The following is a 24,385-nucleotide window of genomic DNA, read 5'->3' as shown; positions in this document are numbered from 1 at the left end:
AATCTAAAATCTAAAATCTAAAATTTAAAATCGACTGACTGGAAGTAGCGGGATCTCCTTGCGTGCAACCAATAGTTGATAGCTGACCGGAATAGAGCATTTCTCAGAAATGCGATCGGACTGTGCGATCGGCCAAAGTTAACAACCCAACTCAACCGATGCCGGCATTTCCTACCGCAGCTAAATTAGCGCTCGTTCCACACTTCCGTACTAATTTATGAAGACACAGAATATTGCAAGATGCCTGAACTATTCGCTCGCATTCTATTTCTATTCCTCCTCTTCTCACTGATCAAATCGTGGTGGGATCAATCAGGAGGCAAAGACAATCCGTTAATAGACCGGCTGCGCGTTTTGCTGCTGATCAGCCTTTTGTTCCTCGCTTTTTTTGCCCCAGACACGCCAGTCGGAGCAGCGATTTTCGGCTTAATAGCTTTCTTCTTTAAGCCGCTAGGTTTTTCGATCACACTGTTGGTGATTGCATCGGCGCTGATCACGAACGGGGGCATCCGCAACCCGGCGCCGAGAATGATCCTGGCTGCGCTGCTGGTTTTGATTCTGTCGAGTATGCCAGTGGTAGCTTATTGGTTCGCAGATCAAGCAGAACGAGATGCCGCAGCCCGCACAGTTTGCTGCGACGAAACAGCAGCGGCGATCGTCCTGCTGGGCAAGGGAACGACTAACAGTCACAACGCTAACCGAGAAGCAATTCAACTGACAGACACAGGCAATCGCTTGCCCTATGCTGCTGTTTTGTACAAAAAAGAACTAGCACCTTTGGTGATTGTTAGTGCTGGGCCCAGAGCAAATTTACAGAATGATACTGGCGAAGCTAAAGATATCCAGACTTTGCTGGCAAGCAACATGGGCGTGCCTCGCAACAATATCGTTCTCGACGATAATGGCAGGAACATACGCACCAGCGCCGAGGAAGTGAGAAAGATCCTCGACAGCCGCGGCGTCGGGCGCAAAGTAATTCTGGTAACATCTGCAATTCAGATGCGGCGTGCCAGCCTCGCTTTTGCGAATATGGGAATCCAGGTGATTCCTAGAGCTACGGACTTCTACACTTACCAGCCAGTGTCAGGAGGGCATTCCAAACTGCGCTTAGACGCGGCAGATTTCCTGCCCAGTGCAGAAGCTTTGGTAACTACGACACGAGTATTCGATGAATATTTCGGGTCTGTTTATTACTATTTGCGTGGCTGGCAGGCTCCCAGAGCCTAAAGCGGCAAGTTGGTGGTGTTTTTTTGAGGCAACACCGACTGCTCCCCAGATTGGTTTAACATTTGCTGAGAATGAGACCTTTGTGGGGGGCTGTATTTTCTCATTCCGGCGGGATCGCCGACGGCAAAGTTGGCAGTTAATAAAAACACCGCCCAAAATATAGGCTCCTCCCACTTGGATTTTTTTGGAGGTGTTTCTGCGGTTTTAACAGATTCAACGTTTACTTTGATATCTAATTTGCCTTCAATTTCTTTGCCTTTGAGAACTCCGTCCTTGCAGACACCCTTAAAAATCATCGGAGCGGGTTTTGGTGCTTCTGCTGCATCTGTTTTCGGTTCGTCTGCCATTTTTTTTATCCTGGGTTTGAGTAGATCCGATTGGATAGTAGATTCTCAGAGGTTCGGGGGTTTTCCGGAAAGGATTGCGCGAACTCTGAAAAAATTAAATTAAATATGCACCCCGCCCCTGATTGGGGATTAAAAATAAGAAGTTGAAGGCATTTCAAGCTAGTGCTTGTTGATTTTGGGTAGCAGCCCTGCCTTAATGCTGCTACCTATCTATCTGGGTGAAAGGGAGGTTTTTATGCAAAGTACAGAATTTTTAGGAAAATTTTGTCAATAATATTGATTAGCTGCCCGCAGGCGGTAACGATGTTCGTAGTGCGGACTTCAGTCCGCATTATGCGGACTGAAGTCCGCACTACGAACCGATTTTATTGCGATCGACCGATCGCACTTGCCTCACCTCACAAACCGGGTTTTTGGTTCAAAAGGGCGATCGCAAATATTGAAATAACTGAAAGTGAACACACCCACCAGCAAACTATCTTCCCTGCAACTCGAACAACTGGCAGCTTGGGCAACAGAGGCAATTAATCGCAGTAAATCCGGTCAAGTCCCCGCATACGTACCTCTTCTTGCCAAAGCCGACAGACAAGGGTTTTCCGTGCAAATTCGGTCAATTGACGGTCAAATTTTGAGCTGGGGCAGTGTTGCTACCACATTCCCGCTGATGAGCGCAGTCAAACCTTTCGTCTTGCTTTACTTGCTGTGCGAATTGGGCGAAAAAGCAGTTTTTGACTGCGTGGGCTGCGAGCCTTCGGAACTTCCTTTCAATTCCCTGGCTCAACTCGAAAGAGATCGAGGGAAGCCGAGAAATCCGATGATTAATAGCGGGGCGATCGCCCTAGCGTCTTTAATTCCCGGTGAAAATGCGGTGGTGCGCTGTCAAAACCTGCGAAATTGGCTGAACCAACAGGCAAAAAGTCAGTTATTTGTTGACGAGTTAATGCTCGATTCAGTGAATGCAATGCCTAATCAAAAAAATTGGGATCTTGCCTTGGCAATGGTGGAATCTGGTTATCTACAAAACTCGGAAATTGCGTTAGAAACCTACAATCGCGTTTGCTGTTTGTCGGGAAGTGTAGAAGATTTGGCGAAGCTGGGAATGGTGTTGGTAAATGGTGGTGAAGCGATCTCGGAAAACTGTCGCACTGTGAAAGCACTGATGGCTACTTGCGGTTTGTATGAAGCATCGGCCCGCTTTGCGCTGCGGGTGGGAATTCCCGCTAAGTCGGGAGTTAGCGGGGCTTTGTTGTCGGTTATTCCGGGCGAAGGGGCGATCGGCTCTTACAGTCCGCCTTTGAATAAAGAGGGAAATTCTGTCGGCGGTTTGTTTCTGTTGGAACGAATAGCTAAATCTCTAAGGCTGAGTGTCTTTGATTAAATTGGGCATGGGGCATGGGGCATGGGGCATGGCAACTAACCAATAACCAATAACCAATAACCAATAACCAATAACCAATAACCAATAACCAATAACCAATAACCAATAACCAATAACCAATAACCAATAACCAATAACCAATAACCAATAACCAATAACCAATAACAACTGTCAACTGTCAACTGTCAACTGTCAACTATCAACTGACTAATGCTTTTCGCCCAAAATAGCATAAACGACAGTTTCTTCTTTTTTGCCGCGCAATTGAATCGCTCCTACTTTTTGCCCTTCGTAGCGATCGCGCACGTAAGCAAAAGTTCTCCCCGTCACCAACAAATTAAAAGGACTGTCAGACACAATTTCCTTATTCATCGCCTCCAATCTAGCAGCAACATTGACAGCATCGCCGATGACAGAATAATTCAAACGCCGGGAACCGCCGACGCTGCCGGCAACTAACTGTCCGGTATGCAAACCAATGCCAAACTTAATTAAAGGTTTGCGGTCAATTCTAAGCTGCTCGTTAATTTTGTGCAGCTTTTCGTGCATGGCGATGCAAGCTGCTACGGCATTTAAAGCATCTTGTTGAATTTCGGGATATTCTGTATGGCAAAAAGGCACGCCAAAAACTGCCATAATTGCATCGCCAATGTATTTATCGACAACGCCGCCGTGATCCATAATACAGTCGGTCATCGCTTCCAAATAATGGTTCAGCCAGGTGAGCAAATCCCGCGGCCGCATTTTTTCGGAAATTGAAGTAAAACTGCGAATATCCATAAACAGCACAGTTGCTGTCAGTTCTTGAGGTTCGAGTTCTCCCTGTTCAAATATCTCTGCTTTGCGTTCCCAAATAAGTTTAGCAGTTTCGGGGGCAACGTGTTTTTCAAATAACCTCATCAACTGCTGTTTTTCGTACTGTTCCCGCACTTGTAAAGCAGTACCAGATAAAATGAGGGTGCCGATGGGTGCGGCAACGGGAAGCCACCAAAAATAGTAGCCAAATAATACAGCAGCAGCCGTAACCCAAATTACAGGTAAACCAAGGGCGATCGCAATTCTTGCTTTAACACCTCGGTTGCACAGCACCGAAGTAGTAAGGGGGCCAATCCCCAACAATAACAAAATTTCTAGCGCTGCGGGCAGTCGCTTTAGCAAGCGCTGATTGAGCAAATTGTCAACTAAAGCTGCATATAAATAAACCCCAGCAGTAGTCTTGTTCAGAGGTGTAGATATCTGGTCAAAACCCGTAGCGACTAGGCCGACTAAGACTAATTTATCAGCTAAAGCATTTTCAGGAATTCTACCTTCTACAACATCCACAAAAGCATAGGTACGCAGATTTTGTGTTTTCCCGGGCCAGTTAACCCAGACTGTTTGTTCCTGCATATTTTGTGGCTGCGGCAGCAATACAGGATTTTGCGGGTTAGCAGCGTTGTACCTCTGAGTCATTACTAAACCGAAGTTAGGAATGGAGTCGAGAAATATTTTTGAATCGCGACTAACGCCGTCGCTGTTGGGTTCGTGCATTATATGTCCGACACCTGCGGCGGCTGCTTTTAAAGATACTACTGGTTGTTCTTGGGTGGTTCTTGGGAGTACAACTTTGCCATTTGTGGCGATCGCACTCGCTAACATTTCATCTTTCGGACTCGGATCGAGGAAAAGAATGTCGAAACCAACTGCTGTGGGGGGAAATTTTTTTAAAGCTGACAGCAGGGCGGCGTAGCGATTGCGCGGCCACGGAAATTGACCGTATTCCTGCAAGCTTTGGGGTTCGATCGCAATTACCGCAATTCTCTCATCCCAACCCGGATTTGGCAAAACTCCCGATTCTCGAATTTGAAATAGGGTTTTGTATGCCAAATATTCAAGGGGTTTCCACATTCCCAATTGCAGCATGGCGACAGACATTATTCCTGCTGCGGCACCTGTCAGCCAGGGAGGATTTGTGATGAGATATTGCCGGATGCCAATCAGTTGATTGTGTTTCAGATGCTCGATCAATTGTTTGAACTTCATTCAATTAATTTTACGCAATAATTGACATTCGATGTTGATGTTCGCCCTGGAGTTGTTTAGGGAACTGCGAGGTTGTAATGCTTTTCTCTGACAGACGATCCTCTCACTACAATTTTGAGGCGGCGGCTGGGAGGTAAAATTCCTTGGATTTTGAATTTTCCCTCTCGATCGATCTTAATGGCTTGGTTGTTGACATAAATTATGTCGATCGGGTTAATTTGACCGCTGAGGCGATAGATATTCCCACCGAGTCTCGACAAACTCCGGACTTTGAGTTCGGCTAAGCGAGGGCTGGCTGATGGCGGTGCGGGGGGAGTTTGAGGGAAAATTTCCGTGGCGTTACCGCGGTTGACAACTACTTCGGAGTCGTTTTTGCCAGATACTCCGACTGAACCTTCAATGGTTTCGACTCCGGTTTTGCCGTCTGGGCCGACGCTGACGCCAAAGGATGTACCCCTGACTCCGGCGACACCTTGGGGGGTTTCAACTCTGACTGGGGCGGTTCTGGGAGATTTTTTTTGTTGGGCAATTTGACTGGTTTCGGCAAGTCCGCTGAAGGTATTTAAGGCAGCAATCTGGATCGGGAGGATAATTGCTGAGGTTTGAGCTGCGGCCGTGGGCGCAGCAGTTTTGCCGATCGACAATCTCACTCGTCCCCTGCTGACAAAAATAGCTGTGTCGTTTTCGCCTGAAGTGCTTGACAAATCGGATATTCTAACTGCGGTTTTTTCGGCAACTTCAACGATGCCGGTGTTGTTGTCGATCGCTAAGCGGGCTGTGGAATCGGTGCCGGTGATGATTTCGTCTCCGGGGGCGAGGAGCCGATCGCCCACGACGGCGGGCCGCCCTTTAAAGGTGACTGTACCGCGAATTTCTTGAATTTCTAGCGATCGGCCTGTCGCTGTTCCCTGAGCGTTGATTGTCTTGGTTGGGGATGGATTGGCTGCCGCTATTACCGGAAATTTTGGAGACTTTGAGCCTGTTGGTGGTACTGGCGGTCGATCGACCGAGATAATTTTAGTAGGGTTTGACTGCTGTTTGGGGGATGGAGACAGCGGACTGGCGATCGTAGGGCGAAAGGCTGGAAGAGTTGCCAGCACAGCTAAGGACAAACTTAGGAGTGGAATTTTGGTCGATCGCCAGCAAGTAAAAATTTTATTCATATTTTCTATTTTGTCATGTTGAAGTTCTTAGACTTCATTTGCTTTATTAGACTTCTTAAATCCGGAAATCGTTCCATTTTTTTTGCCATAAAACAGCAGCCAAAATAAGCTTTATCAGCAAGAAAGCTTACCATTAAATCTTCTTTTTATTGTCAAAATTTAGTAAACTGTTACAACGAGGCAGTTTCCTCAGATTTGATGTGTGATTTTTGGGTTCCCCAGACCAAGAGTCTTGCAGAACAAGAGTTTTCGCCGCTCTCAATAGGAAAGAGCGAATATTTATATATAGCAAACATAAAATTAATTACTGCTAGTAAAGGTCTTTTGGCTTCGGCCGGAAGGATGAATAATTGGGAAGAAATCCTGTAGTTGTGGCAATTAATAAAAAGATTCCCTTTGGGAAGTGATAAAAAATAATTATATAAGTGGTGCGGCTGGCTTTGGGAGTGGAGCTTGTGCCTGTGCAACCAACGCAGGCTGGGCCGAGCGAGAAGGGGGCAAAGATCGAGCAACTCCGACTAGAATACCGTCTTTTAGGGAAATTCGATCGAAAATTTCGCTGGAAAATCATGGCGGGCGATCGGGCCCGGTGGTGTTGCTGCTCGATCGAGACCGCCAAACGGTAAAATGAACGCTTGTATATAAGTTATGTAGAGCAGGAGAACAATTTCAGTGGCAATAGAAGTAGGTCAGAGAGTTAAGGTACGCCGTCTCAGAGATCGGATACCTGCAAATATGGTGGGCAAGATAAAGGAAAATCCAGTAGGCACTGTTGACGGATTCAGAATGGTTGATGGCAGCGGAGTAGGCGTGGTTGTCAAGTTTGACGGTTTTGCGACTTGGTTCTTTGAAGATGAGCTAGAAGCCGTTTAACAGAAGGCAGTTGTCAGTAGGCAGTAGGTAGTTGTTCTTTCTGATTCCTGATGTGTGAGTTGTTAGCTGCTACCCACAACAACTGACAACTAAGAGATGGCGGGCACTCTTAGCACCGCCCCTAACACAGGTCAACTGTCAACTGTCAACTGTCAACTGTCAACTGTCATACTCTCCCAATCTCGATGGTCGTTGCGCTTAAATGTTAAGTAGTAAGCTTTTGGCACTGAGAACAGAAAATGGCTTTGATTTTGACATTTTTGGGCAAAGGCGGCACTGGCCGCAGCACGATCGCGATCGCAACAGCTAAAAAATATGCCGCTCAAGGCAAGCGAGTTCTGCTACTCGGCCAAGATCCGGGGCCTGCATTGGGTATTCTGCTAGGAGTCCCCCTAACTCCCACGCCACAGGAAATCGCCCCCAACTTCAAAGCAGTTCAGGTGCAAAGCGCGCCGCTGCTAGAACGCAGGTGGGACGAAATTAAACAACTAGAAGCTCAATATGTTCGCACACCGTTTTTCAAGCAGATTTACGGGCAAGAATTGGGAGTTTTACCGGGGATGGACAGCGCGCTGGCGTTGAACGAACTTCGGGAATACGACGACAGCAAACAATACGATGTCATTGTGTATGACGGTAGCGGCGGCATGGATACGCTGCGGATGTTGGGAATGCCGGAAATTTTGAGCTGGTACATCCGTCGCTTCCGTCAAGCGTTGGTAGATTCGGATTTGGGGAAAGCTTTGTCGCCTTTTATTCAACCGGTTGTTAGTACCGTGTTGACAGTGGATATGTCGGGAGACAATGCTTTTCAATCTACCAAGCAAGTGGATAATCTGTTGGATAAGGGTAAGGAAGCGCTGGCAGATCCGAACCGCACGGCGGCTTATTTGGTGACGACTGGTGATGCAAGTGCGATCGGCACAGCCCGCTATTTGTGGGGAAGTTCTCAACAAGTTGGTTTGACTGTGGGCGGTGTGATTGTCAATCAAGCACCGCTTACAGAAACGATTGCTGCTGATTTTGAGCCTTTGACGGCTGTTTCTGTGCCGGCCCACAGCGATAATAATTGGCAGCCCCTAATTGATGCTTTGCCAGATTTTTCTGAAGCTGGGAAAGCTCCTAAACCAATTAACATCAACACTGCACAGCGTCTAGTTAGTTTGTTTTTGCCTGGGTTTGACAAGAAAGAAATTAAATTGATTCAATCTGGGCCGGAAGTGACGATCGAAGCGGGCGATCAGCGGCGCAATATCTTGCTTCCTCCGGCGCTAACTGGCAAATCTGTCACGGGTGCTAAATTCCAGAACGGTTACTTGATTGTTTCTTTTTAGGGTAAGAAACAAGATCGTTTGTAGTAAAGACTTTAGTCTTTTTCCTGGTTCCCGGGCTCTGCCTGGGAACCGATGTTTAGAGGCTCTACCTCGATTGTGGACGATAATTGAAGGCAGAGCCTGGAAATAAGTAGAATTCTTAGTCTGCGGAGGCAGACTTCGTTTGTCTAGACGCGGTTTCAACCGCCGAGTTGTAGGGTGTGTCGCTATGAAGAATACCGAACTAAAGATTGAAAATCTGACAGCGACGCACCCTATACAATTTATCGGCGTTGCTGAATCAGGGTATGAGACCAGAAAAAATTCGAGATTGGAGCCGAAAATGATTTCTGGTATTTTGATTGGGAATTGGAACATCTCCAAATTTCAGATAATGAATTAGTAATTTAATTGAATGTTCTAGCATTTGTGACGAGTTAGAATAACAAAGAGTTTTTCTTTTTAGTCGAGCCAAGTAATGTCTGAGTCTTGTATTTTCACCCTCAACTCTGGTCATATAGCCTTTCTCAAAAAGATGAGGTATGGCTGACAGCTTACATAACCGCTGAAATCAAGAGGGCTCTCTTCCCAACAACGTCCGCGAATCTTTGTGAAAACCGCTATATAGCCTTTCTCAAAAAGATGAGGTATAACTGACAGCTTATATAACCGCTTAAACCAAGAGGGCTCTCTTCCCAACAACGTCCGCGAATCTTTGTGAAAACCGCTATATAGGTTTTGCTAATAATTTGGTCTCCCTCCGGAATAAAATTTGGGTAAACTTTCCAGCCATCTGTCACATAAAAGTAGCAGTTCCATTTACTAACAATTTCCCATAGTGGTTCAAAAGTTTTGGCGCTATGGTCTCCTAAAACCCATCCTAAAATACCTGGCTTAAAATGGTCTACCGCCGTCCACAGCCAGGTGCAAGTTTTTTTTTGAACCGACAAATGTTTGTAACTCATCTAATTCTCTTTCCGAAGGAGTCGTTTCTCTCCTCGTAACAATTTGGCAAGATTTCTCCAGCTTGTTTTACCCAATTAATAATTGTAGTATGATGTACATTTTTGACTCTTTCAATGGCTCGAAAACCCATGCCATTAACATACATTTTTAAACATTCGCGTTTCACTTCTGCCGAGTATCCTTTTTGAGATTGATAATCATTTATAAATTGTCTTTTACATCTGACGCAAATATGATTTTGCTTGCCTTTTTTGTGACCATTTTTATTGATATGGGTTGACTGACATTCCGGGCATTGCATAATATTTCTTTTAAATGTGTGTGATTTTTGACACTCCGACGATCGTGTTATCATACCATAGTTCAGCAACGCCAAATGAACAAGCCAGTCAGTTAATATAGGTGAACTTTCAAGTTATCCATTTTCATGCCCTGATTAAGCAACGCCAATCATTAAACACTAAGAGGGCTAAAGCCCAACAACGTACCGAATATGGGAGCCCGATCCGTCACAACTGCTAATTTACACTCAAAAATATAAAGGCATCGCCCCAGGCTTTATCAAAAAAACTCAGGGGCGATCGAATTGAAATATTTATCTCATACCAGAGATTTTTTGCAAGCTGTTGTTTTTGCCTAAACAGCTTGTTTAACGGAGAGGGAGGGATTCGAACCCTCGTTAAGTTGCCCTAAACACACTTTCCAGGCGTGCGCCTTCAACCGCTCGGCCACCTCTCCAGGGCTAAATGAATTCATTCAGCCACAGCTAAACTATCTTAGCAGAACAAATCTGATTTGGGAAGGGGTAACGGCATAAATTTGTTGTTTAATGTGGGTATGGTGTTAAACGGGCGAGTAAAATTCTGCTGCCCTGTGTCGCAAACGCTTTCATATCAAGGATTTTGTCTCCCAAGTCCAATCTAAAATCTAAAATCTAAAATCTAAAATCCCTATGACTCGCTCCTACACAATTAAAATTCATAACAGACAAACGGGCGATCGCCACACTGTGCGAGTACCCGAAGACAGGTACATCCTGCAAAGTGCCGAAAACCAAGGCGTGGAATTGCCCTTTTCGTGTCGCAACGGCGCTTGTACAGCCTGTGCGGTGCGCGTCAAGTCGGGACAACTGCACCAGCCTGAAGCAATGGGACTTTCTGTGGAACTGCAAAAAGAGGGTTATGCTTTGCTATGCGTCTGCTATCCCCGTTCTAATATTGAGGTAGAGACGCAAGACGAAGATGAAGTGTACGAATTGCAATTCGGCCGCTATTTCGGTAAGGGTAAAGTGAAAGTCGGTTTGCCGTTGGATGAAGAATGAGAGCAAATCCGGTTAAATCGGAATTATAACCCGATCGGGAATGTTCGATCGCGATCGGGGACAGCACTACACTGGAAAAAAGTTTATTTCGGAAACATAATAGTTTGATTTTTCCTCAGCTACGCTTCGCCTAATTCTCCAATTACTACTTCCCAATTCCCAATGCTTTATCGGTTATTTGCGATCGTCCTTTGCGTGTTGCTAGCTAGCTGCCAAAAACCAGAAATGCCCCAAGGTACGATCGCCAAAGTAGAAAGGGCTATCAGCGGCCAAACCATCGAAGTTATCAGTACAGCCGACAAAATCGCCTTATTAGAACAAATCAGGCTGATTGGGATTGATGCACCCGATTTAAAACAGCAGCCTTGGGGAGAAGCAGCGAAACAAAGATTAGAACAGCTAATTGGGGGGAAAGAGGTATTGTTAGAATCAGACATCGAACAGAAAGACCAGTTCGATCGCAAACTAGCGTATTTGTGGCAAGATAAAATTTTGCTCAACGAACTGCTAGTCAAAGAAGGTTACGTTTTGGCCTCCGTGCGATCGCGCAATACCAAATATCAACAGCGTCTCGTCAACGCTCAAGAATGGGCGAGACTCATGGGTAAAGGCCTGTGGAATCCAGAACGAGCTTTGCGCCAAACTCCCGCAGAATTCCGACAGCAAAATCGGAAATAGTCAGTTGACAGTTGACAGTTGACAGCGTTAATCAGTTGACAGTTGACAGTTGACAGTTGACAGCATTAATCAGTTGACAGTTGACAGTTGACAGTTGACAGCGTTAATCAGTTGACAGTAGTCAAGAGTGCTGTCCCCGAAGAGCGAACAGCAGTCATTAGTCATTAGTCATTTCATTGAGATTATTCCTCCCTCTTCTTTTTTCCGTCTTTCTTCGTGTCCTTCGCGTCTTCCTTCTTCCTTCTTCCTTCTTCCTTCTTCCTTCTTCCTTCTTCCTTCTTCCTTCTTCCTTCTTCCTTCTTCCTTCTTCCTTCTTCCTTCTTCCTTCTTCCTTCTTCCTTCTTCCTTCTTCCTTCCCAATGATAGACAATCAACTGCAAAACTTCCTTGAAATAGCCACCGAAGCAGCCCTCGCCGCAGGTTCCGTACTGCAATCTTTCTGCGGCAAATTAGAAAATGTTCAAGAAAAAGGCCGATCGGGCGATTTAGTCACAGAAGCCGACAAAGCCTCAGAAGCCGTCATCTTAGAAATTCTGGGCCGCTTCGTACCCGAACACGCCATCCTCGCTGAAGAATCGGGCAAATTAGGGGATGCAACTAGCAAATACCTGTGGGCGATCGACCCTTTGGACGGTACAACTAATTACGCTCACCAATATCCTTTTTACGCTGTGTCGATCGGACTTTTAATCGACGGCATACCACAAATTGGCGTAATTTATGACCCTTTACATAACGAATTATTTCGAGCGGGCAAAGGATTGGGGGCAACCTGCAACCGCAAGCCGATCGCAGTTTCGCAAAGTTTAGAATTGAGAACCAGCTTGCTAGTGACTGGCTTTGCATACGATCGGCGCGAAACAGCAGACAATAACTATGCCGAATTCTGTCACCTCACCCACCTTACCCAAGGCGTGCGGCGCAGCGGTTCCGCAGCCCTAGACCTCGCACATACAGCCTGCGGGCGATTGGACGGATACTGGGAACGGGGACTCTCCCCTTGGGATGTAGCAGCCGGTGTACTCATCGTTTCTGAAGCCGGAGGTCAAGTTACAGCCTATGACGGCGGTGCCTTTGAGATGAGCTCGGGTCGGGTTTTGGCGACAAACGGCAAAATACACGCCGAACTCAGCGGTGCATTGCTTTCAGTTCCGCCCTTATCTTCCTGGAGGTAACGCTTCGACAGCAAGGACTCAGGGATAGTACGGGGGTCACAACCCCTGAAGTCAAGCTACATTAAAGAATAGTCAAAGGTCAGGAAAGCGAGAGTAAAAGTTATGTCTTTTGAAATGACAAAAGGGCTGTTCAAGTACGAGTTTACAGATCAGCACGCAATTTTGGGAGTTCCCTTAGATGCCGAGTTTAACGACATCCGCAAGCGCTACATGAAAATCGCCCGCCGCTTGCATTCGGATACTTGCTCTTTTGAAGACCAAGCGGATAAAGATTGGGCCAACCAATTTTTGTCAAAAGTGGTCAATCCCGCCTACAACAAATTCTCTAAGGAAAGCGATCGCAAAGAATACAACCTGCTATTAGCAGCCATCGCCAAGCGCGTTGCTAAAGAACAAGCAAAAATGCAAATCGAAAGCGCAGCAGCCAAAGAGTTAGCTACCGCTAAAGATTTGGAAGAAGCTTATAAAACAGCAGTTGGCAAACTCGCTCTCAAGCAGTACGAGTCGGTTCAAGAAGCCCAAGATGCGATCGATCAAATTAGCGAACTAAACATGGTTTATTTGCTCCGAAAAGAGCGCCTTGGCGGTGTGGTTGGCACCGGTGTGCGCCCAAAAGAGCCCGTGGGCTGTGAGGTTGGCACTGATTCGCCCGCAACAGCCACAAACCAAACTACCACAGCAACAAAACCATCAACCCCAGCCACCCCAACTCCACCACCACCGACCAAACCCATAGTCGATCACGACTCGCTGGCAGATCGAGCTTGTGTCCGAGCTCAAGGATTCATGGAGAGCAAAAGTTACGCTAAAGCAACTTTGGAGTTGAAAGAAGCCGTAAAGCGCGAACCGAAACACAGCAGAGCTCACGGTTTGTTAGCAATGTGTTACTTTCAACAAAATCAAGCCACAATGGCAAAACTTGAGGTGCAAAAAGCTTTGGCATCAAATTCTGAAGAACCGACGGCTTTGGAGGTGAAGAAAAAGCTGGAACAAGCTTCCGCAAAGGATAAAAAAGATCAGGAGAAACCGGGATTTTTTGCAAGTTTGTTTGGCGGGAAGAAGAAATGATAAGTTGTCAGTTGACCTGTGGTAGGGGCGGTGGATGGTGCGTGTCCGCCCTCTTAGTTGTTCAGTTGTCAGTTTTGAATCATCGTTGAAAAGATAATAGGGCGGTTTCAAGCGCCCGGTCTTCCGAACCCAAGCGTATTGTTGATACTTTAATTTGTTAAAGTCGAATGTTAGGGTGGTGGCGTTCGACTTTAACAACGCCTTTTAAAGCCAAGCTTCTAAGTCCAATCAAATAGGATTTTCAATTAAAGAATGGGGAATAATTAATTGGTGAGAGTTGGGAACTTGCCTGAAATCGCATTCTTTTTTGAAATTGGTATAAAATATAAGGTCTAAAATCTAAAATTGATATGGTTCACCAACCCCCATCGGGTGCAAGAGATTTATTGCCCCTTGACGTTGCTCAAAAAATCGCGATCGAACGGCGCTTGCAGCAGGTGTTTCACCGCTGGGGCTATCACCGGATTATTACTTCTACTCTAGAAAGGCTGGAGACGTTGATGGCTGGGGGCGCGATCGACCGATCGACCTTAATTCAACTCCAAGACGCCGAGGATGGAGAACTCGGCTTGCGGCCGGAATTGACAGCATCCATCGCCCGGGCGGCTGCTATGCGGATGTCCGGGACAAATTGGCAGCCCCAACGCCTCTACTACAACGCCAATGTCTTCCGCAAAGGCTCAGATACGGGTTCAGGCGGGCAACAGGAGTTCTATCAAGCGGGGGTAGAACTGTTGGGTGCGGGGGGCAGCGTTGCGGATGCCGAAGTGCTGCTGCTGCTGTCTGAGTGCTTGCAAAACTTAGAAATAGATGACTGGCATTTGGTGCTGGGAGAAGCGGGCTTAACTGCAAGTTTGCTAGAACCGTTTGGGCCAAACGTGCGCCAAAAAGTGCGATCGGCGATCGCCAATCTCGATCGCATAGCCTTGGAAACTTTGCCACTGTCGGACGAATTGCGAGAAAGAGCTCTGCTGTTATTTGACTTGCGCGGCCGCCCAGAAGATGTATTGGAGATTGTGGCGAAGCTGGATTTAGATGTGCCGCAGCAAGCCGCATTAAATGAACTCAAAAGTGCGATCGAACTGCTGGAAAAATGTCAAGCAAAAATCCCCAATCTGAAATCTCACATCCACCTCGATTTGAGTTTAATTCAAACCTTTGACTATTACACTGGAATAGTGTTTGAAGTTGTCAGCAGCAGCAAGAGCGGACAGCGAGTATTAGGACAAGGCGGACGGTACGACCAACTGCTAGGACTGTTCGACCCCCAAGGGCAAAATTCCCCCGGCATCGGGTTTTGTCTGAATATTGAAGATTTGCACCAAGTTTTGCTGACAGAGGGTCAGTTGCCCACAGAGACAGCAGCTAGCGAATGGTTGGTAGTGGCTCAAACACCAGAAGCAGTGGCGGCTGCCTTCGATTATGCCCGCAAACTCCGAGAGTCCAGTCACCTAGTGCGGGTGGAGATAGATTTGGAGAGTCGGGAGACAGAAGAGGAAGCCAGGGAATACGCGCGCGATCGCAGAATCGGTCAAATTGCTTGGATAAATGCCGAAGGCGTCCCAACAATTGAAACAGTAAACTAGGATTGATTTGAAACCTAATTCCTAAAATCGCGTCCAACCAATTACCAGCAATAAAAACGGTTCGATCCTTCGGACTTTAGTCCGCAAAAAACCAAAAGAATCAAATTCTAACAAAGTTCGTAGTGAGGACTTCAGTCCGCATAAAATCCGAGGACTAAAGTCCTCACTACGAACCGATTGTACAGTTGTAGTTAGAAAGACATGATATAATGTCCAATCTAAAATCTAAAATCTAAAATAGAAACATGGCCCACACTATCGTTACAAATATCTGCGAAGGAGTTGCTGATTGCGTCGGCGCTTGTCCGGTTGCTTGCATTCACCCCGGGCCAGGAAAAAACGTCAAAGGCACTGATTGGTTTTGGATTGACTTCGATACCTGCATAGACTGCGGCATTTGTTTGCAGGTGTGTCCTGTCGAAAATGCGATCGTCCCAGACGAACGTCCCGAATTGCAGCAAACTCCGACTTAATAGCAATTGAAAGCTAAATAGCCCAGCACTTACGCACGGCATTATAAACCCGGTTTCTTCAGGAATTCTTCGTTAATAAACTCAAGATTTATAAAAAGAAACCGGGTTTATTTAACATTAGTTATATAAAAACTTTCCCTTCCCTTCTCCTCTCTTCCTTCGCGTCCTTCGCGCCTTCGCGGTTCGTTAAAAAAAGCCTATAAAAAATGCAAAATATCGCACTCACCCCCGAACAAATATTATCCATCCGCAGCCACGGCGAAAGCACTTATCCAGAAGAATGCTGCGGCTTATTGTTAGGTACAATCACTGACGATATTAAAACTTTAGTAGAAGTTTGGCCGGCTGACAATGCTTGGAGTGCCCAAGCCCAGGAGAATTGGCCCGAACAAACAGGATTGACAGAAAGACGCAGATATGCTATTAAGCCTGAAGATATGTTGCGGGCGATGAAACACGGGCGCGATCGCAATTTAGAGATCGTCGGCATCTACCATTCTCACCCAGATTGTCCCGCAGTGCCTTCGGAGTGCGATCGCAAAATGGCCTGGGCCCAATACTCTTACATCATAGTGTCCGTGCGGCAAGGCAGTTCAGAAGACCTCTGCAGTTGGAGTCTTGACGCAGAGGGAAACTTTCAAGCAGAGGAAATTATCGCGATCGAACCGACTCAGATTAAGAAATAATTACTAAACACAACAAACACGCAAAAATGGGAAAGATTCAGATAGGATGTAATTCAAAATCGGCGTATAACAGAATATCATGCTAAATCCTAATCTGGACGAGATCCAGCTCAACAAACAAGAATACGAACGCTACTCTCGCCACCTGATCCTGCCAGAAGTTGGATTGGAAGGGCAGAAGCGTCTCAAAGCAGCTAGCGTGCTCTGCGTCGGTACGGGAGGGCTCGGTTCGCCGCTGCTGCTGTATTTAGCAGCCGCCGGTGTTGGCCGCATTGGGATTGTAGACTTTGATGTTGTAGACCATTCCAATTTGCAGCGCCAAGTAATTCACGGCACTTCTTGGGTTGGGAAGCCGAAGATTGATTCGGCGAAAAATCGGATTTTAGAAATCAATCCTTTTTGTCAAGTTGATTTGTACGAGACTCGCGTTAGTTCCGAAAATGCGATCGCCATTGCCACTCCCTACGATATCATCATCGATGGTACGGACAACTTTCCGACTCGCTATTTAATGAACGACGTTTCGGTGCTTTTGAACAAGCCCAACGTCTACGGTTCCATCTTCCGATTTGAAGGACAAGCAACAGTTTTCAACTACGAAGGCGGCCCGAATTACCGCGATTTGTACCCAGAACCCCCGCCTCCTGGAATGGTTCCTTCCTGTGCGGAAGGCGGCGTTTTAGGAGTTTTACCTGGAGTCATTGGCTGCATTCAAGCCACGGAAGCTATCAAAATCATCTTAGGTCAAGGTACAACTTTGAGCGGCAGATTGTTGCTGTACAACGCCTTAGATATGACATTCCGCCAACTGAAATTGCGGCCGAATCCTGTGCGCCCGGTAATTGACAAGTTAATCGATTACGAACAATTCTGCGGCATTCCTCAAGCTAAAGCCGAGGAAGCAGAACAACAGAAAATTCCTGAAATGACTGTCACCGAACTTAAAAAGTTAATCGACAGTGGCGCCAAGGATTTTGTCTTGTTAGATGTTCGCAATCCTAACGAGTATCAAATTGCTCAAATTCCTGGGTCAGTTTTGGTTCCTTTACCGGATATCGAACACGGCCAAGGTGTTCAACAAGTCAAAGAATTGTTGAACGGACATCGCTTGATTGCACATTGCAAAATGGGCGGCCGTTCTGCGAAGGCTTTGGGCATTTTGAAGGAAGCCGGAATTGAGGGAATTAATGTTAAGGGCGGGATTACTGCTTGGAGTCAAGAAGTAGATTCTTCTGTTCCTCAATATTAAATCACTTTAAAGGCGATTAGAATTCACGGCGATTGGAAATCGCGGCTACACAAACGATGTCCACCTCCGTGGACGAAGAGGTAAAATCTTCAACCCGCGGAGGCTGGTTTCGTCTGTGTAGACGCGGTTTCAACCGCCGGGTTTATTTAAATTTAGCCCGAATATTCTTATAACCCACATTCCGCAGATATTCGATCGGATTTAATTTCAAAAGAATTCAGAATCCTCAAAGCCTCAAATAATTGCTCTGCAATCATTTGAGGCTTTTTTAAGATATAATAATTGGTGCAAGTAGAGCAACCATTAAAACCATGAAAAAGCCATCTGAAGCTATAAATATCGTAAATTTAGACCCTGCAGGGAATAGTAGCGGGGATAATAGATGAAATGGAATTGGTAGAAGTCGTTAACAAACAAGTGGGAATAAGAGTTAAAGAAACTGTCAGCCCAGGACAAGTAATGAAAGCAATGATTTTGAACGGATTGGGATTTTTGAGCGCCCCAATCTACCTATTTGACACATTTTTTGAGGGAAAAGCACTACTAACATTTAATCGGAAAAGAAGTAACGCCAAAACAATTAAATGATGACATAATCGGGAGAGCTTTAGACAAATATTATCAAGCTGGAACCACAAAGTTATTCACAGCAATTGCCCTAAAAGCGGCTCTAAAATTTCAAGTAGAAATGAAAAGTGTTCACCTAGACAGCAGTTCAATATCAGTAGAAGGAGCATACAAAAACTGTCAGGGAAAAAGCCAGGAAGCTGAGATAGAATCTGAGGATATAGAATCTTCTATGAAAACCATAAAAATCGTTCACGGTTATTCAAGGGATAAAAGACGAGACCTGAAACAATTTATGCTTCAAACAATCGTAACTGGAGATGAAGACGTACCATTATATCTCAAAATAGATGACGGAAACGCCGATGATAAAAGTGTCTTTGTTGCGAGATTGAAAGAATTTAAAAAACAATGGACATTTGACGGAATCTGTGTAGCAGACAGTGCCTTATACACAGCAGAAAATTTGTCAGCTTTTGTCTGAAATGAAATGGATAACCAGAGTGCCATTAAGCATAAAAGAAGCTCAAGATAAAATCTGCAACATAGAAGAGAGTGACTGGGAAGACTCTCAAATAAAAGGCTATAAAATAGCAACTAGAACCAGTGAGTATGCCAACATCAAGCAAAGATGGCTAGTAATAGAAAGTGAAATCAGAAAACAAGCAGAGCTTAAAAAAATAGTCAAGAGAGTAGAGAAACAGTTAGAATCAGCAAAAGCCACACTGCGTAAGCTATCCACACAAAACTTTGCTTGTATTCCCGATGCAGAAGCTGCGATAAAAAAGTTATCAGACTCATGGAAGTATCACCAAATAACAGAAATCAAATCTCAATAAAAGCCAGTTAAAACAACAAAAAAAGCTCAAAGAATCGAGCGAAACACAGACAAGAATCTATCAAGTAACGGGTGAAATAGAACCCCGAGATTCAGCAATAGAAGCGGAAAAAGTCAAAGCTGGGAGATTTATATTAGCTACAAATATCTTATAGCAATCCTAAATGATTCATCAAGATTTGTAGGGGTAGTGCGACCCCTACTCCCCGTGCCTACCCCCTATCTATCGGGGCAACCGGGTTCTTTAAGAACCCCCTACAAGAATTATGAAAATGATTTAGGATTGCTATAGATACTGAAGCAGTGAGTAATTCAGAGGTATTATCGGAATACAAAGCGCAGCAAAGTAATGAGAGAGGATTTAGATTTATCAAAGATCCTTTATTTTTTACTTCGAGTGTATTCGTGAAAAAGCCGGAGCGAGTTGAAGCAATTGGAATGATAATGGGACTGTGTTTGTTAGTACATAACCTGGCACAAAGGAAATTGAGACAACAATTATCAGCTACCAACGAGCAAGTGAAAAATCAGGTAAAGAAATTGACCGATAAGCCGACAATGCGCTGGATATTTCAGATGTTTCAGGCGGTGCATTTAGTGACGATAAATGGAGATAAGCAGGTTAGCAATTTAACCAAAGAACTTCAAGATATCTTGCGGCATTTAGGAGAGTATTGCTGTCAATACTATTTAATGTTTTCAAGTGAATAACGATTGAGTTCGAGGTGTAGATAGTTGTCAATAATTGTCATTAATTAGTCAAGATAATTTGCTCTTGGCATAAGTTACCATGCTTGAAAAAATAATTAATCGCGATAAAAAGCAATGTGAATATGTGAGGAAAAGTCAATTATTTCAAATTACTTTATTTAGCTAAATTTAACAAGCTTCTGTAACGCTAACACTGCATAATTTCAGCCCAAAAGTGTTTGGCTTCCAAGTTTTTATAACTGATAAAAAAATCCGATCCACATCTGCGGAATGTGGGTTTTAATTCCCCTTACCTGTTTGAAATGAGCGAACGCACAGTACTATTTTTTAAGCTGTGTAGTCTCGTTTTTCCACTACGTACACTTTTTCAGCAAGCCCTATCTAAACCCGCCCGGCCAAAGCAGCCACGATCGCAGCCAATTGAACTGACTCGATCGGTTTAGCGACATGGATCTGAAAACCCGCTGCGATCGCCTCTAGCCGATCGTCATCTCTAGCATAGGCCGTTAGCGCGGCAGCAGGAATTTGTCCCCCAGCCTCGGCACTCAGTCTCCGAACCTGCCGAATTAGAGAATAACCGTCTTGCTCCGGCATTCCAATATCAAACAAAAGTACATCATATTTCTCAGGATTTGCCGTCAACATTGACAAAGCCTCAGTTGCCGATGCGGCCGCGCCAGCTTCAACTTCATACTGCTCCAAAATTGTGGTGAATAACTGACGCATATCTAATTCGTCATCCACAATCAGAACTCGTACACCCGCCAATGATGGAATCTCCGCCGGCAATGCGGGCCATTTTGCCGCATCTAGTGCTTCTAAAATTCTCTGCGTCGAACTTCCTTCTATGTCTGTTCGCACCGGCAACTTCACGGTAAACGTTGCCCCCTGTCCCTCACCTGAACTTTCTGCATCAACAGTACCGCCGTGGAGTTCTACTAAATGGTGGACTATCGAGAGCCCTAGTCCCAATCCCGAGTCGGTTCGAGTGTAGCTGCTATCCGCCTGACGGAAGCGCTCGAACACGTGGGGGAGAAAATCAGGGTGAATGCCCTTACCAGTATCCCGAATTTGGATTTGAGCCATGCCATCTATGCAGTCTAATTCGATGTCAACTCTGCCTCCGGCTGGGGTGAATTTAATTGCATTTGAAAGTAGATTCCACAACGCCTGCTGCAAGCGGCTCGGATCGCCCAACACTTTTGGGGTTAAAGGAGTGAGGCTGGATTTAAGTTGAATATTTTTGGCTTGTGCTGCTAAATTAACTACCTCGATCGCATTTTCTACCAGTGGATTCAGCTCAATTAGATAAGGGTTGAGCCGAAACTTGCCTGTGGTAATGCGCGAAACGTCTAAAATGTCCTCGATGAGCTGGTTTTGTGCTTTGGCGCTGCGCTCGATCGTTTTTAGCCCTTCTTCGATTCTGGTTTCGTCAAATGTTTTCATCTGCAACAACTGCGCCCAGCCAATCATCGCATTCAGTGGCGTCCGCAGTTCGTGAGACAACACCGACAAAAACTCATCTTTGGCGCGGTTCGCTGACTCTGCCGCCGCCCGAGCGGATTGTTCTTGCATCAGCAGGCTGCGTTGTGTCTCTAACCGTTTTTGCTCGGTAATATCCTCGATCGCCAGCAGAATCATCTGTGTATCGCCGATCGGAGGCATTTTGCGCGCCGACAGCACCATGATTCGATGCCCGATCTGCTCGAATTCATGCTCGACCTCAAAATCTTGAAACTCGGCATTTCCTGCCAGAATTGCTTCTAGGATCGATCGCAACTTGGGAATATTCCACTGTCCGTTACCCAGGTCGAAGATCGATCGTTGCTCTGTTTGGACGGGCATCACCTGAAACGTCTGGTAGAAAGCATGGTTTGCTGTAATCGCCCGCAGGTTTAGATCCAGCACTAGCAGCGGTTCCCGCACGGTTTCCACGATCGTTTCGGCGTAAGTTTTCGCTTCCATCAACTGCTGGGCGCTTTGTTTGAGTTCGTTGATATCTACCAACACCAGCACGGCCCCGTCTATCTTGTTGTCGATCGTCCGATAGGGTCGAATCTGCAAATCGTACCAATGACCGTCTCGATCTTGAACCTCCTGAACATTCAAATTGAGCGTGCGGATCACCTCTAAAATCTGTTGCTCTAAGTCCGGCACGATCAACTTGTGAGTGATGTCGCTCAAAGACCGCCCGATATCGCTAGAAATCAAGTTGAAGATGCCTTCGACTGCGGGAGTAAAGCGGCGGACTCGCAGGTCTCCTCCCAGCATCAGAATTGGAATATTGATGCTGCCCAGCAGGTTCTGCAAATCGTTGCTGACCTTAGTTGATTCCACATTGCGCCGCTGCAATTCGTCATTAATCGTGTTCAGTTCTTCATTGGTTGCTTGAATCTCTTCTTTCGCGGTTTCGAGTTCCTCATTCATGCTTTGCAACTCTTCATTGCTCGACAAAATCTCCTCGTTGGCGGCTCTCAAATCTTGGTTGGCGGCTTGATGCTCTTGGACGATCGCTCCGAGGTGTTCTTTTGTGGTTTTCAGTTCCTGTTGCAGCCTTGCAATCTCCAAACTTTCATCGGTTTTGGCGCCGCTGTTGACTCTACCATCGTCGGCAGCAGTAGCCATTGCAGGTATCTGCTGCTCGTCTTGAAACAGCACTAAAAAATAGTCTTTACTCGCAGCCCCGGCTGGGAATGGAATTACATTAATTTTCACCTGCCGCAGGCTCTCGCCCTCTCTAATTTGCAAGCCGGTTCGTTCAACAGGCAACTGCTGCTGGTTGGCCTGTTGAATTGCAGCCCGCAGTTCGAGGCGCAATCCTTCTTTTGCCATTCTTAGCAAATTTAAGCTCGCCCTACCGGGTGCCGGTTCTAGGTAGGCATTCGTCTGTCCCCGAAACTGCAAAATCTCGCTGGCAGTGTTAATTATCACCCCGACTGGGGCATAGTGATTCAAAACAATGCGATCGGCTTCTTTTTCTATTTCGATTTCGTCCAACTTTTCTGTCTGTACAGGTAAAGTATTGATGGCAATCGCAGGATAGCTGCTGGTAGTTAAATCTATGCCCAGCCAATGCGACTGCTGTTTTTTAGCATAAATTTTGTGCTTTTTGTCGAATAGCGCAAACAATTCTGCAAAGTCACCAACCGTTTCGGAAGTGCCTAACATCAAAAAGCCGGCGGGGCCGAGTCCGTAGTGGAACATTGGCAGCAGTTTTTTCTGCAACGGGGCTCCCAGATAGATCAGCACGTTCCGACAGGTAATCAAATCCATCCGCGAAAACGGCGGATCGCTAATCAAATTTTGTCTGGCAAAAACGCAGAGTTCGCGCACGGGCGTGGCGATTTGGTATCCGCCATCGACTCGAACGAAGAACCGGTGCAGGCGTTCGGGCGAAACATCGGCGACTTGGCCCGACGTATAGAAGCCTTTGCGGGCGTGGACGATCGCAGTTTCGCTGATGTCTGTGGCGTAAATCTGAATCGGCAGATTAGTAGCTCGATCTGCTAAAAACTCTAGCAAGCAGATGGCGATCGAGTAAGCTTCCTCGCCTGTCGCACAGCCGGCAATCCAAATTCGGATCGGTGTTTGCGGCGGTTTATCTTTGACGATTGCCGGAAAAACCTTGCTGCTTAAGGCTTTAAAGCTTTCGGGGTCGCGAAAAAAGCTGGTGACGTGAATGAAGACATCGTGATAAAGCGCCGTTACTTCTGCCGGGGTGTTTTGGAGATATTTGGCATAATCCTCGATCCGATCGAGCTTGTACAGCAACATCCGCCGCTGCATCCGCCTCTTCAAGGTGGTTTGCTTGTAGTTAGTGAAGTCAACTCCCGTGGCGGTGTGCAGCAAACTGTAGATCGCGGCGATCGCATCTTTAGTTTCGATCGTGTCTTCCTGGGTGGCTGATTGTGTCGAAGCCCGATCGGCAATGTAAGGATGAAGGGCGATCTCTGCTATTTTTTTGGCAATTTTTTCCGGCGTCAAGATAAAGTCTACCTGACCGGTCGCCACCGCAGTGTTCGGCATACTGCTGACTTGTGCCGAGTCTTCGCATTGGGCAAAAGTAATACCGCCGGCGGCCTTAATCGCTTCTAATCCTCGGGCACCATCGCCATCGCCGCCGGACAGAATGACGCCGATGGCTTTGTTCCCCCGTTCTTCGGCGAGGGACAACAGGAAGGTATCCACGGACATAAATACGCCCCGTCCCGTGCCGCGAGGTCTTAGGCTTAGTATCCCCCGATCGATGCTCATGCTAACATTTGGGGGGATGACGTATACCTGATTCGGTGCTACGGCCATCCCGTCTGTCACCTCATGCACCTGCATCTGGGTCGATCGACCCAGAATCGCGCTCAACAAACTTTCGTGAGTCGGCAGCATATGCTGAATCATTACAAATGCCATGCCTGTATTGATCGGCAAATGGTTCAGTAGTTGCATAAAGGCTTCCAATCCACCCGCAGAGGCTCCAATTCCGACAACCGGAAATAAGTCATTTCGATTTTGCTGTTGCTTTTCTTCCGGTGTTTCAATATCACCTTTGGATTGAGATTTCTTGGAATACTTTTTAGGAGCCATATTTTATCGCAGATTATTGAAACGGGCTGCACCTCTAAATGGGAGCATCCCATTTTTGCAAATATATCCGTAGGGGCGAAGCACCTGACGGCAGTAAGTCTCTGCTTATCACTAATAAATTATCTGCCGGAATACTTCGCCCCCTGCAAAATTGGGATGCACC

Annotated in this window: 24 protein-coding genes, 1 tRNA gene and 1 pseudogene; 18 read left to right on the top strand and 8 right to left on the bottom strand. The window is 46.2% G+C overall.

The window, feature by feature from the left end:
- Positions 1 to 240 precede the first annotated feature (240 nt).
- On the top strand, positions 241 to 1,227 hold the full coding sequence (locus QZW82_RS27440; RefSeq protein WP_293155871.1) for a YdcF family protein: 987 nt from the start codon (positions 241 to 243) through the stop codon (positions 1,225 to 1,227).
- Here the strand turns inward: QZW82_RS27440 and QZW82_RS27435 are convergent.
- Entirely contained in the window at positions 1,224 to 1,574 is a 351-nt protein-coding gene (locus tag QZW82_RS27435) for a hypothetical protein (protein ID WP_293155868.1), read from the bottom strand. The two genes, QZW82_RS27440 and QZW82_RS27435, sit on opposite strands and share 4 nt — an antisense overlap.
- A gap of 264 nt (positions 1,575 to 1,838) precedes the next feature.
- Here QZW82_RS27435 and QZW82_RS27430 point away from each other — a divergent pair, with 264 nt between their 5' ends.
- Positions 1,839 to 2,102: a hypothetical protein gene (locus QZW82_RS27430; protein ID WP_293155865.1), complete on the top strand. Its 264-nt coding sequence runs from the start codon at positions 1,839 to 1,841 to the stop codon at positions 2,100 to 2,102.
- Complete coding sequence (gene glsA, locus QZW82_RS27425) at positions 2,029 to 2,952, top strand: glutaminase A (RefSeq protein WP_293155862.1); 924 nt, start codon at positions 2,029 to 2,031, stop codon at positions 2,950 to 2,952. Before QZW82_RS27430 ends, glsA begins: the two co-directional genes overlap by 74 nt.
- Before the next feature lie 207 nt (positions 2,953 to 3,159).
- Here glsA and QZW82_RS27420 read toward each other — a convergent pair whose 3' ends face one another.
- Positions 3,160 to 4,974, bottom strand: coding sequence for an adenylate/guanylate cyclase domain-containing protein (locus QZW82_RS27420; protein WP_293155859.1), 1,815 nt, complete (start codon positions 4,972 to 4,974; stop codon positions 3,160 to 3,162).
- 56 nt (positions 4,975 to 5,030) lie between these two features.
- The gene (locus tag QZW82_RS27415; protein WP_293155856.1) at positions 5,031 to 6,137 is read right to left on the bottom strand and encodes a FecR family protein; all 1,107 of its coding nucleotides are present in this window, start codon (positions 6,135 to 6,137) and stop codon (positions 5,031 to 5,033) included.
- Positions 6,138 to 6,540: 403 nt separating this feature from the next.
- Here QZW82_RS27415 and QZW82_RS27410 point away from each other — a divergent pair, with 403 nt between their 5' ends.
- The 3 genes from QZW82_RS27410 to QZW82_RS27400 all read left to right on the top strand — a co-directional run bounded on the left by QZW82_RS27410 (position 6,541) and on the right by QZW82_RS27400 (position 8,344).
- Entirely contained in the window at positions 6,541 to 6,768 is a 228-nt protein-coding gene (locus tag QZW82_RS27410) for a hypothetical protein (protein ID WP_293155853.1), read from the top strand.
- 41 nt (positions 6,769 to 6,809) lie between these two features.
- Positions 6,810 to 7,010: a DUF2862 domain-containing protein gene (locus QZW82_RS27405; RefSeq protein ID WP_293155850.1), complete on the top strand. Its 201-nt coding sequence runs from the start codon at positions 6,810 to 6,812 to the stop codon at positions 7,008 to 7,010.
- Positions 7,011 to 7,249: 239 nt separating this feature from the next.
- Positions 7,250 to 8,344 carry an ArsA family ATPase gene (locus QZW82_RS27400; protein ID WP_293155845.1) on the top strand — a complete coding sequence of 365 codons (1,095 nt, stop codon included), beginning with the start codon at positions 7,250 to 7,252 and terminating at the stop codon, positions 8,342 to 8,344.
- A 280-nt stretch (positions 8,345 to 8,624) separates the two neighbouring features.
- On the opposite strand, the gene QZW82_RS27395 is transcribed toward QZW82_RS27400, so the two are convergent.
- The 3 genes and pseudogenes from QZW82_RS27395 to QZW82_RS27385 all read right to left on the bottom strand — a co-directional run bounded on the left by QZW82_RS27395 (position 8,625) and on the right by QZW82_RS27385 (position 10,027).
- Positions 8,625 to 8,876, bottom strand: coding sequence for an IS1 family transposase (locus tag QZW82_RS27395; RefSeq protein ID WP_293155894.1), 252 nt, complete (start codon positions 8,874 to 8,876; stop codon positions 8,625 to 8,627).
- A gap of 151 nt (positions 8,877 to 9,027) precedes the next feature.
- Positions 9,028 to 9,590, bottom strand: a pseudogene (locus tag QZW82_RS27390) (IS1 family transposase); the annotation flags it as partial.
- Between the two features lie 352 nt (positions 9,591 to 9,942).
- Positions 9,943 to 10,027 (bottom strand) — tRNA-Ser (locus tag QZW82_RS27385).
- Between the two features lie 214 nt (positions 10,028 to 10,241).
- Between QZW82_RS27385 and QZW82_RS27380 the strand changes: the two genes are divergently transcribed.
- Positions 10,242 to 10,610 carry a 2Fe-2S iron-sulfur cluster-binding protein gene (locus tag QZW82_RS27380; protein ID WP_293155842.1) on the top strand — a complete coding sequence of 123 codons (369 nt, stop codon included), beginning with the start codon at positions 10,242 to 10,244 and terminating at the stop codon, positions 10,608 to 10,610.
- A 162-nt stretch (positions 10,611 to 10,772) separates the two neighbouring features.
- Complete coding sequence (locus QZW82_RS27375) at positions 10,773 to 11,288, top strand: thermonuclease family protein (protein WP_293155839.1); 516 nt, start codon at positions 10,773 to 10,775, stop codon at positions 11,286 to 11,288.
- A 182-nt stretch (positions 11,289 to 11,470) separates the two neighbouring features.
- Here QZW82_RS27375 and QZW82_RS27370 read toward each other — a convergent pair whose 3' ends face one another.
- The gene (locus QZW82_RS27370) at positions 11,471 to 11,662 is read right to left on the bottom strand and encodes a hypothetical protein (protein ID WP_293155836.1); all 192 of its coding nucleotides are present in this window, start codon (positions 11,660 to 11,662) and stop codon (positions 11,471 to 11,473) included.
- On the opposite strand from QZW82_RS27370, the gene QZW82_RS27365 reads away from it, so the two are divergent.
- The 10 genes from QZW82_RS27365 (at position 11,648) to QZW82_RS27320 (ending at position 19,641) form a co-directional block, all read left to right on the top strand.
- Positions 11,648 to 12,463 (top strand): inositol monophosphatase family protein, encoded by an 816-nt coding sequence (locus tag QZW82_RS27365; RefSeq protein WP_293155833.1) that lies wholly within the window; start codon positions 11,648 to 11,650, stop codon positions 12,461 to 12,463. The genes QZW82_RS27370 and QZW82_RS27365 overlap by 15 nt on opposite strands.
- Positions 12,464 to 12,565: 102 nt before the next feature.
- Positions 12,566 to 13,531, top strand: a complete 966-nt coding sequence (locus QZW82_RS27360) for a DnaJ domain-containing protein (RefSeq protein ID WP_293155830.1) — start codon at positions 12,566 to 12,568, stop codon at positions 13,529 to 13,531.
- 350 nt (positions 13,532 to 13,881) lie between these two features.
- Positions 13,882 to 15,117 (top strand): ATP phosphoribosyltransferase regulatory subunit, encoded by a 1,236-nt coding sequence (locus QZW82_RS27355; protein WP_293155827.1) that lies wholly within the window; start codon positions 13,882 to 13,884, stop codon positions 15,115 to 15,117.
- A 245-nt stretch (positions 15,118 to 15,362) separates the two neighbouring features.
- Positions 15,363 to 15,590, top strand: a complete 228-nt coding sequence (locus tag QZW82_RS27350) for a ferredoxin family protein (protein ID WP_293155824.1) — start codon at positions 15,363 to 15,365, stop codon at positions 15,588 to 15,590.
- Between the two features lie 206 nt (positions 15,591 to 15,796).
- Positions 15,797 to 16,276: a M67 family metallopeptidase gene (locus QZW82_RS27345; RefSeq protein WP_293155821.1), complete on the top strand. Its 480-nt coding sequence runs from the start codon at positions 15,797 to 15,799 to the stop codon at positions 16,274 to 16,276.
- A gap of 79 nt (positions 16,277 to 16,355) precedes the next feature.
- A complete protein-coding gene (gene moeB, locus QZW82_RS27340) occupies positions 16,356 to 17,525 on the top strand; it encodes a molybdopterin-synthase adenylyltransferase MoeB (protein WP_293155819.1) in 1,170 nt (389 codons plus the stop codon).
- Between the two features lie 387 nt (positions 17,526 to 17,912).
- Positions 17,913 to 18,113 (top strand): DUF4277 domain-containing protein, encoded by a 201-nt coding sequence (locus tag QZW82_RS27335; protein WP_293155817.1) that lies wholly within the window; start codon positions 17,913 to 17,915, stop codon positions 18,111 to 18,113.
- A complete protein-coding gene (locus tag QZW82_RS27330) occupies positions 18,079 to 18,576 on the top strand; it encodes an IS1634 family transposase (RefSeq protein WP_366665097.1) in 498 nt (165 codons plus the stop codon). The genes QZW82_RS27335 and QZW82_RS27330 overlap by 35 nt, the downstream gene beginning before the upstream one ends.
- Positions 18,569 to 18,931, top strand: a complete 363-nt coding sequence (locus tag QZW82_RS27325; protein WP_293155814.1) for a hypothetical protein — start codon at positions 18,569 to 18,571, stop codon at positions 18,929 to 18,931. Before QZW82_RS27330 ends, QZW82_RS27325 begins: the two co-directional genes overlap by 8 nt.
- A gap of 281 nt (positions 18,932 to 19,212) precedes the next feature.
- Entirely contained in the window at positions 19,213 to 19,641 is a 429-nt protein-coding gene (locus tag QZW82_RS27320) for an IS1634 family transposase (protein ID WP_366665096.1), read from the top strand.
- A gap of 381 nt (positions 19,642 to 20,022) precedes the next feature.
- Here the strand turns inward: QZW82_RS27320 and QZW82_RS27315 are convergent, their stop codons facing one another.
- On the bottom strand, positions 20,023 to 24,222 hold the full coding sequence (locus tag QZW82_RS27315) for a chemotaxis protein CheB (protein ID WP_293155811.1): 4,200 nt from the start codon (positions 24,220 to 24,222) through the stop codon (positions 20,023 to 20,025).
- Positions 24,223 to 24,385 lie beyond the last annotated feature (163 nt).

The organism is Microcoleus sp. bin48.metabat.b7b8b9.023 (assembly GCF_013299185.1).
Lineage (GTDB): Bacteria > Cyanobacteriota > Cyanobacteriia > Cyanobacteriales > Microcoleaceae > Microcoleus.
This window is presented reverse-complemented; position numbering and strand designations above follow the sequence as displayed.

Bases quoted from the DNA above. Each gene is read 5' to 3' on its own strand.
- QZW82_RS27375 (WP_293155839.1), top strand. From the start codon at position 10,773: ATGCTTTATCGGTTATTTGCGATCGTCCTTTGCGTGTTGCTAGCTAGC.
- QZW82_RS27435 (WP_293155868.1), bottom strand. From the start codon at position 1,574: ATGGCAGACGAACCGAAAACAGATGCAGCAGAAGCACCAAAACCCGCT.
- QZW82_RS27400 (WP_293155845.1), top strand. From the start codon at position 7,250: ATGGCTTTGATTTTGACATTTTTGGGCAAAGGCGGCACTGGCCGCAGC.
- moeB (WP_293155819.1), top strand. From the start codon at position 16,356: ATGCTAAATCCTAATCTGGACGAGATCCAGCTCAACAAACAAGAATAC.
- QZW82_RS27380 (WP_293155842.1), top strand. From the start codon at position 10,242: ATGACTCGCTCCTACACAATTAAAATTCATAACAGACAAACGGGCGAT.
- QZW82_RS27415 (WP_293155856.1), bottom strand. From the start codon at position 6,137: ATGAATAAAATTTTTACTTGCTGGCGATCGACCAAAATTCCACTCCTA.
- QZW82_RS27335 (WP_293155817.1), top strand. From the start codon at position 17,913: ATGGAATTGGTAGAAGTCGTTAACAAACAAGTGGGAATAAGAGTTAAA.
- QZW82_RS27355 (WP_293155827.1), top strand. From the start codon at position 13,882: ATGGTTCACCAACCCCCATCGGGTGCAAGAGATTTATTGCCCCTTGAC.
- QZW82_RS27315 (WP_293155811.1), bottom strand. From the start codon at position 24,222: ATGGCTCCTAAAAAGTATTCCAAGAAATCTCAATCCAAAGGTGATATT.
- QZW82_RS27420 (WP_293155859.1), bottom strand. From the start codon at position 4,974: ATGAAGTTCAAACAATTGATCGAGCATCTGAAACACAATCAACTGATT.
- QZW82_RS27365 (WP_293155833.1), top strand. From the start codon at position 11,648: ATGATAGACAATCAACTGCAAAACTTCCTTGAAATAGCCACCGAAGCA.
- QZW82_RS27440 (WP_293155871.1), top strand. From the start codon at position 241: ATGCCTGAACTATTCGCTCGCATTCTATTTCTATTCCTCCTCTTCTCA.
- QZW82_RS27345 (WP_293155821.1), top strand. From the start codon at position 15,797: ATGCAAAATATCGCACTCACCCCCGAACAAATATTATCCATCCGCAGC.
- QZW82_RS27360 (WP_293155830.1), top strand. From the start codon at position 12,566: ATGTCTTTTGAAATGACAAAAGGGCTGTTCAAGTACGAGTTTACAGAT.
- QZW82_RS27350 (WP_293155824.1), top strand. From the start codon at position 15,363: ATGGCCCACACTATCGTTACAAATATCTGCGAAGGAGTTGCTGATTGC.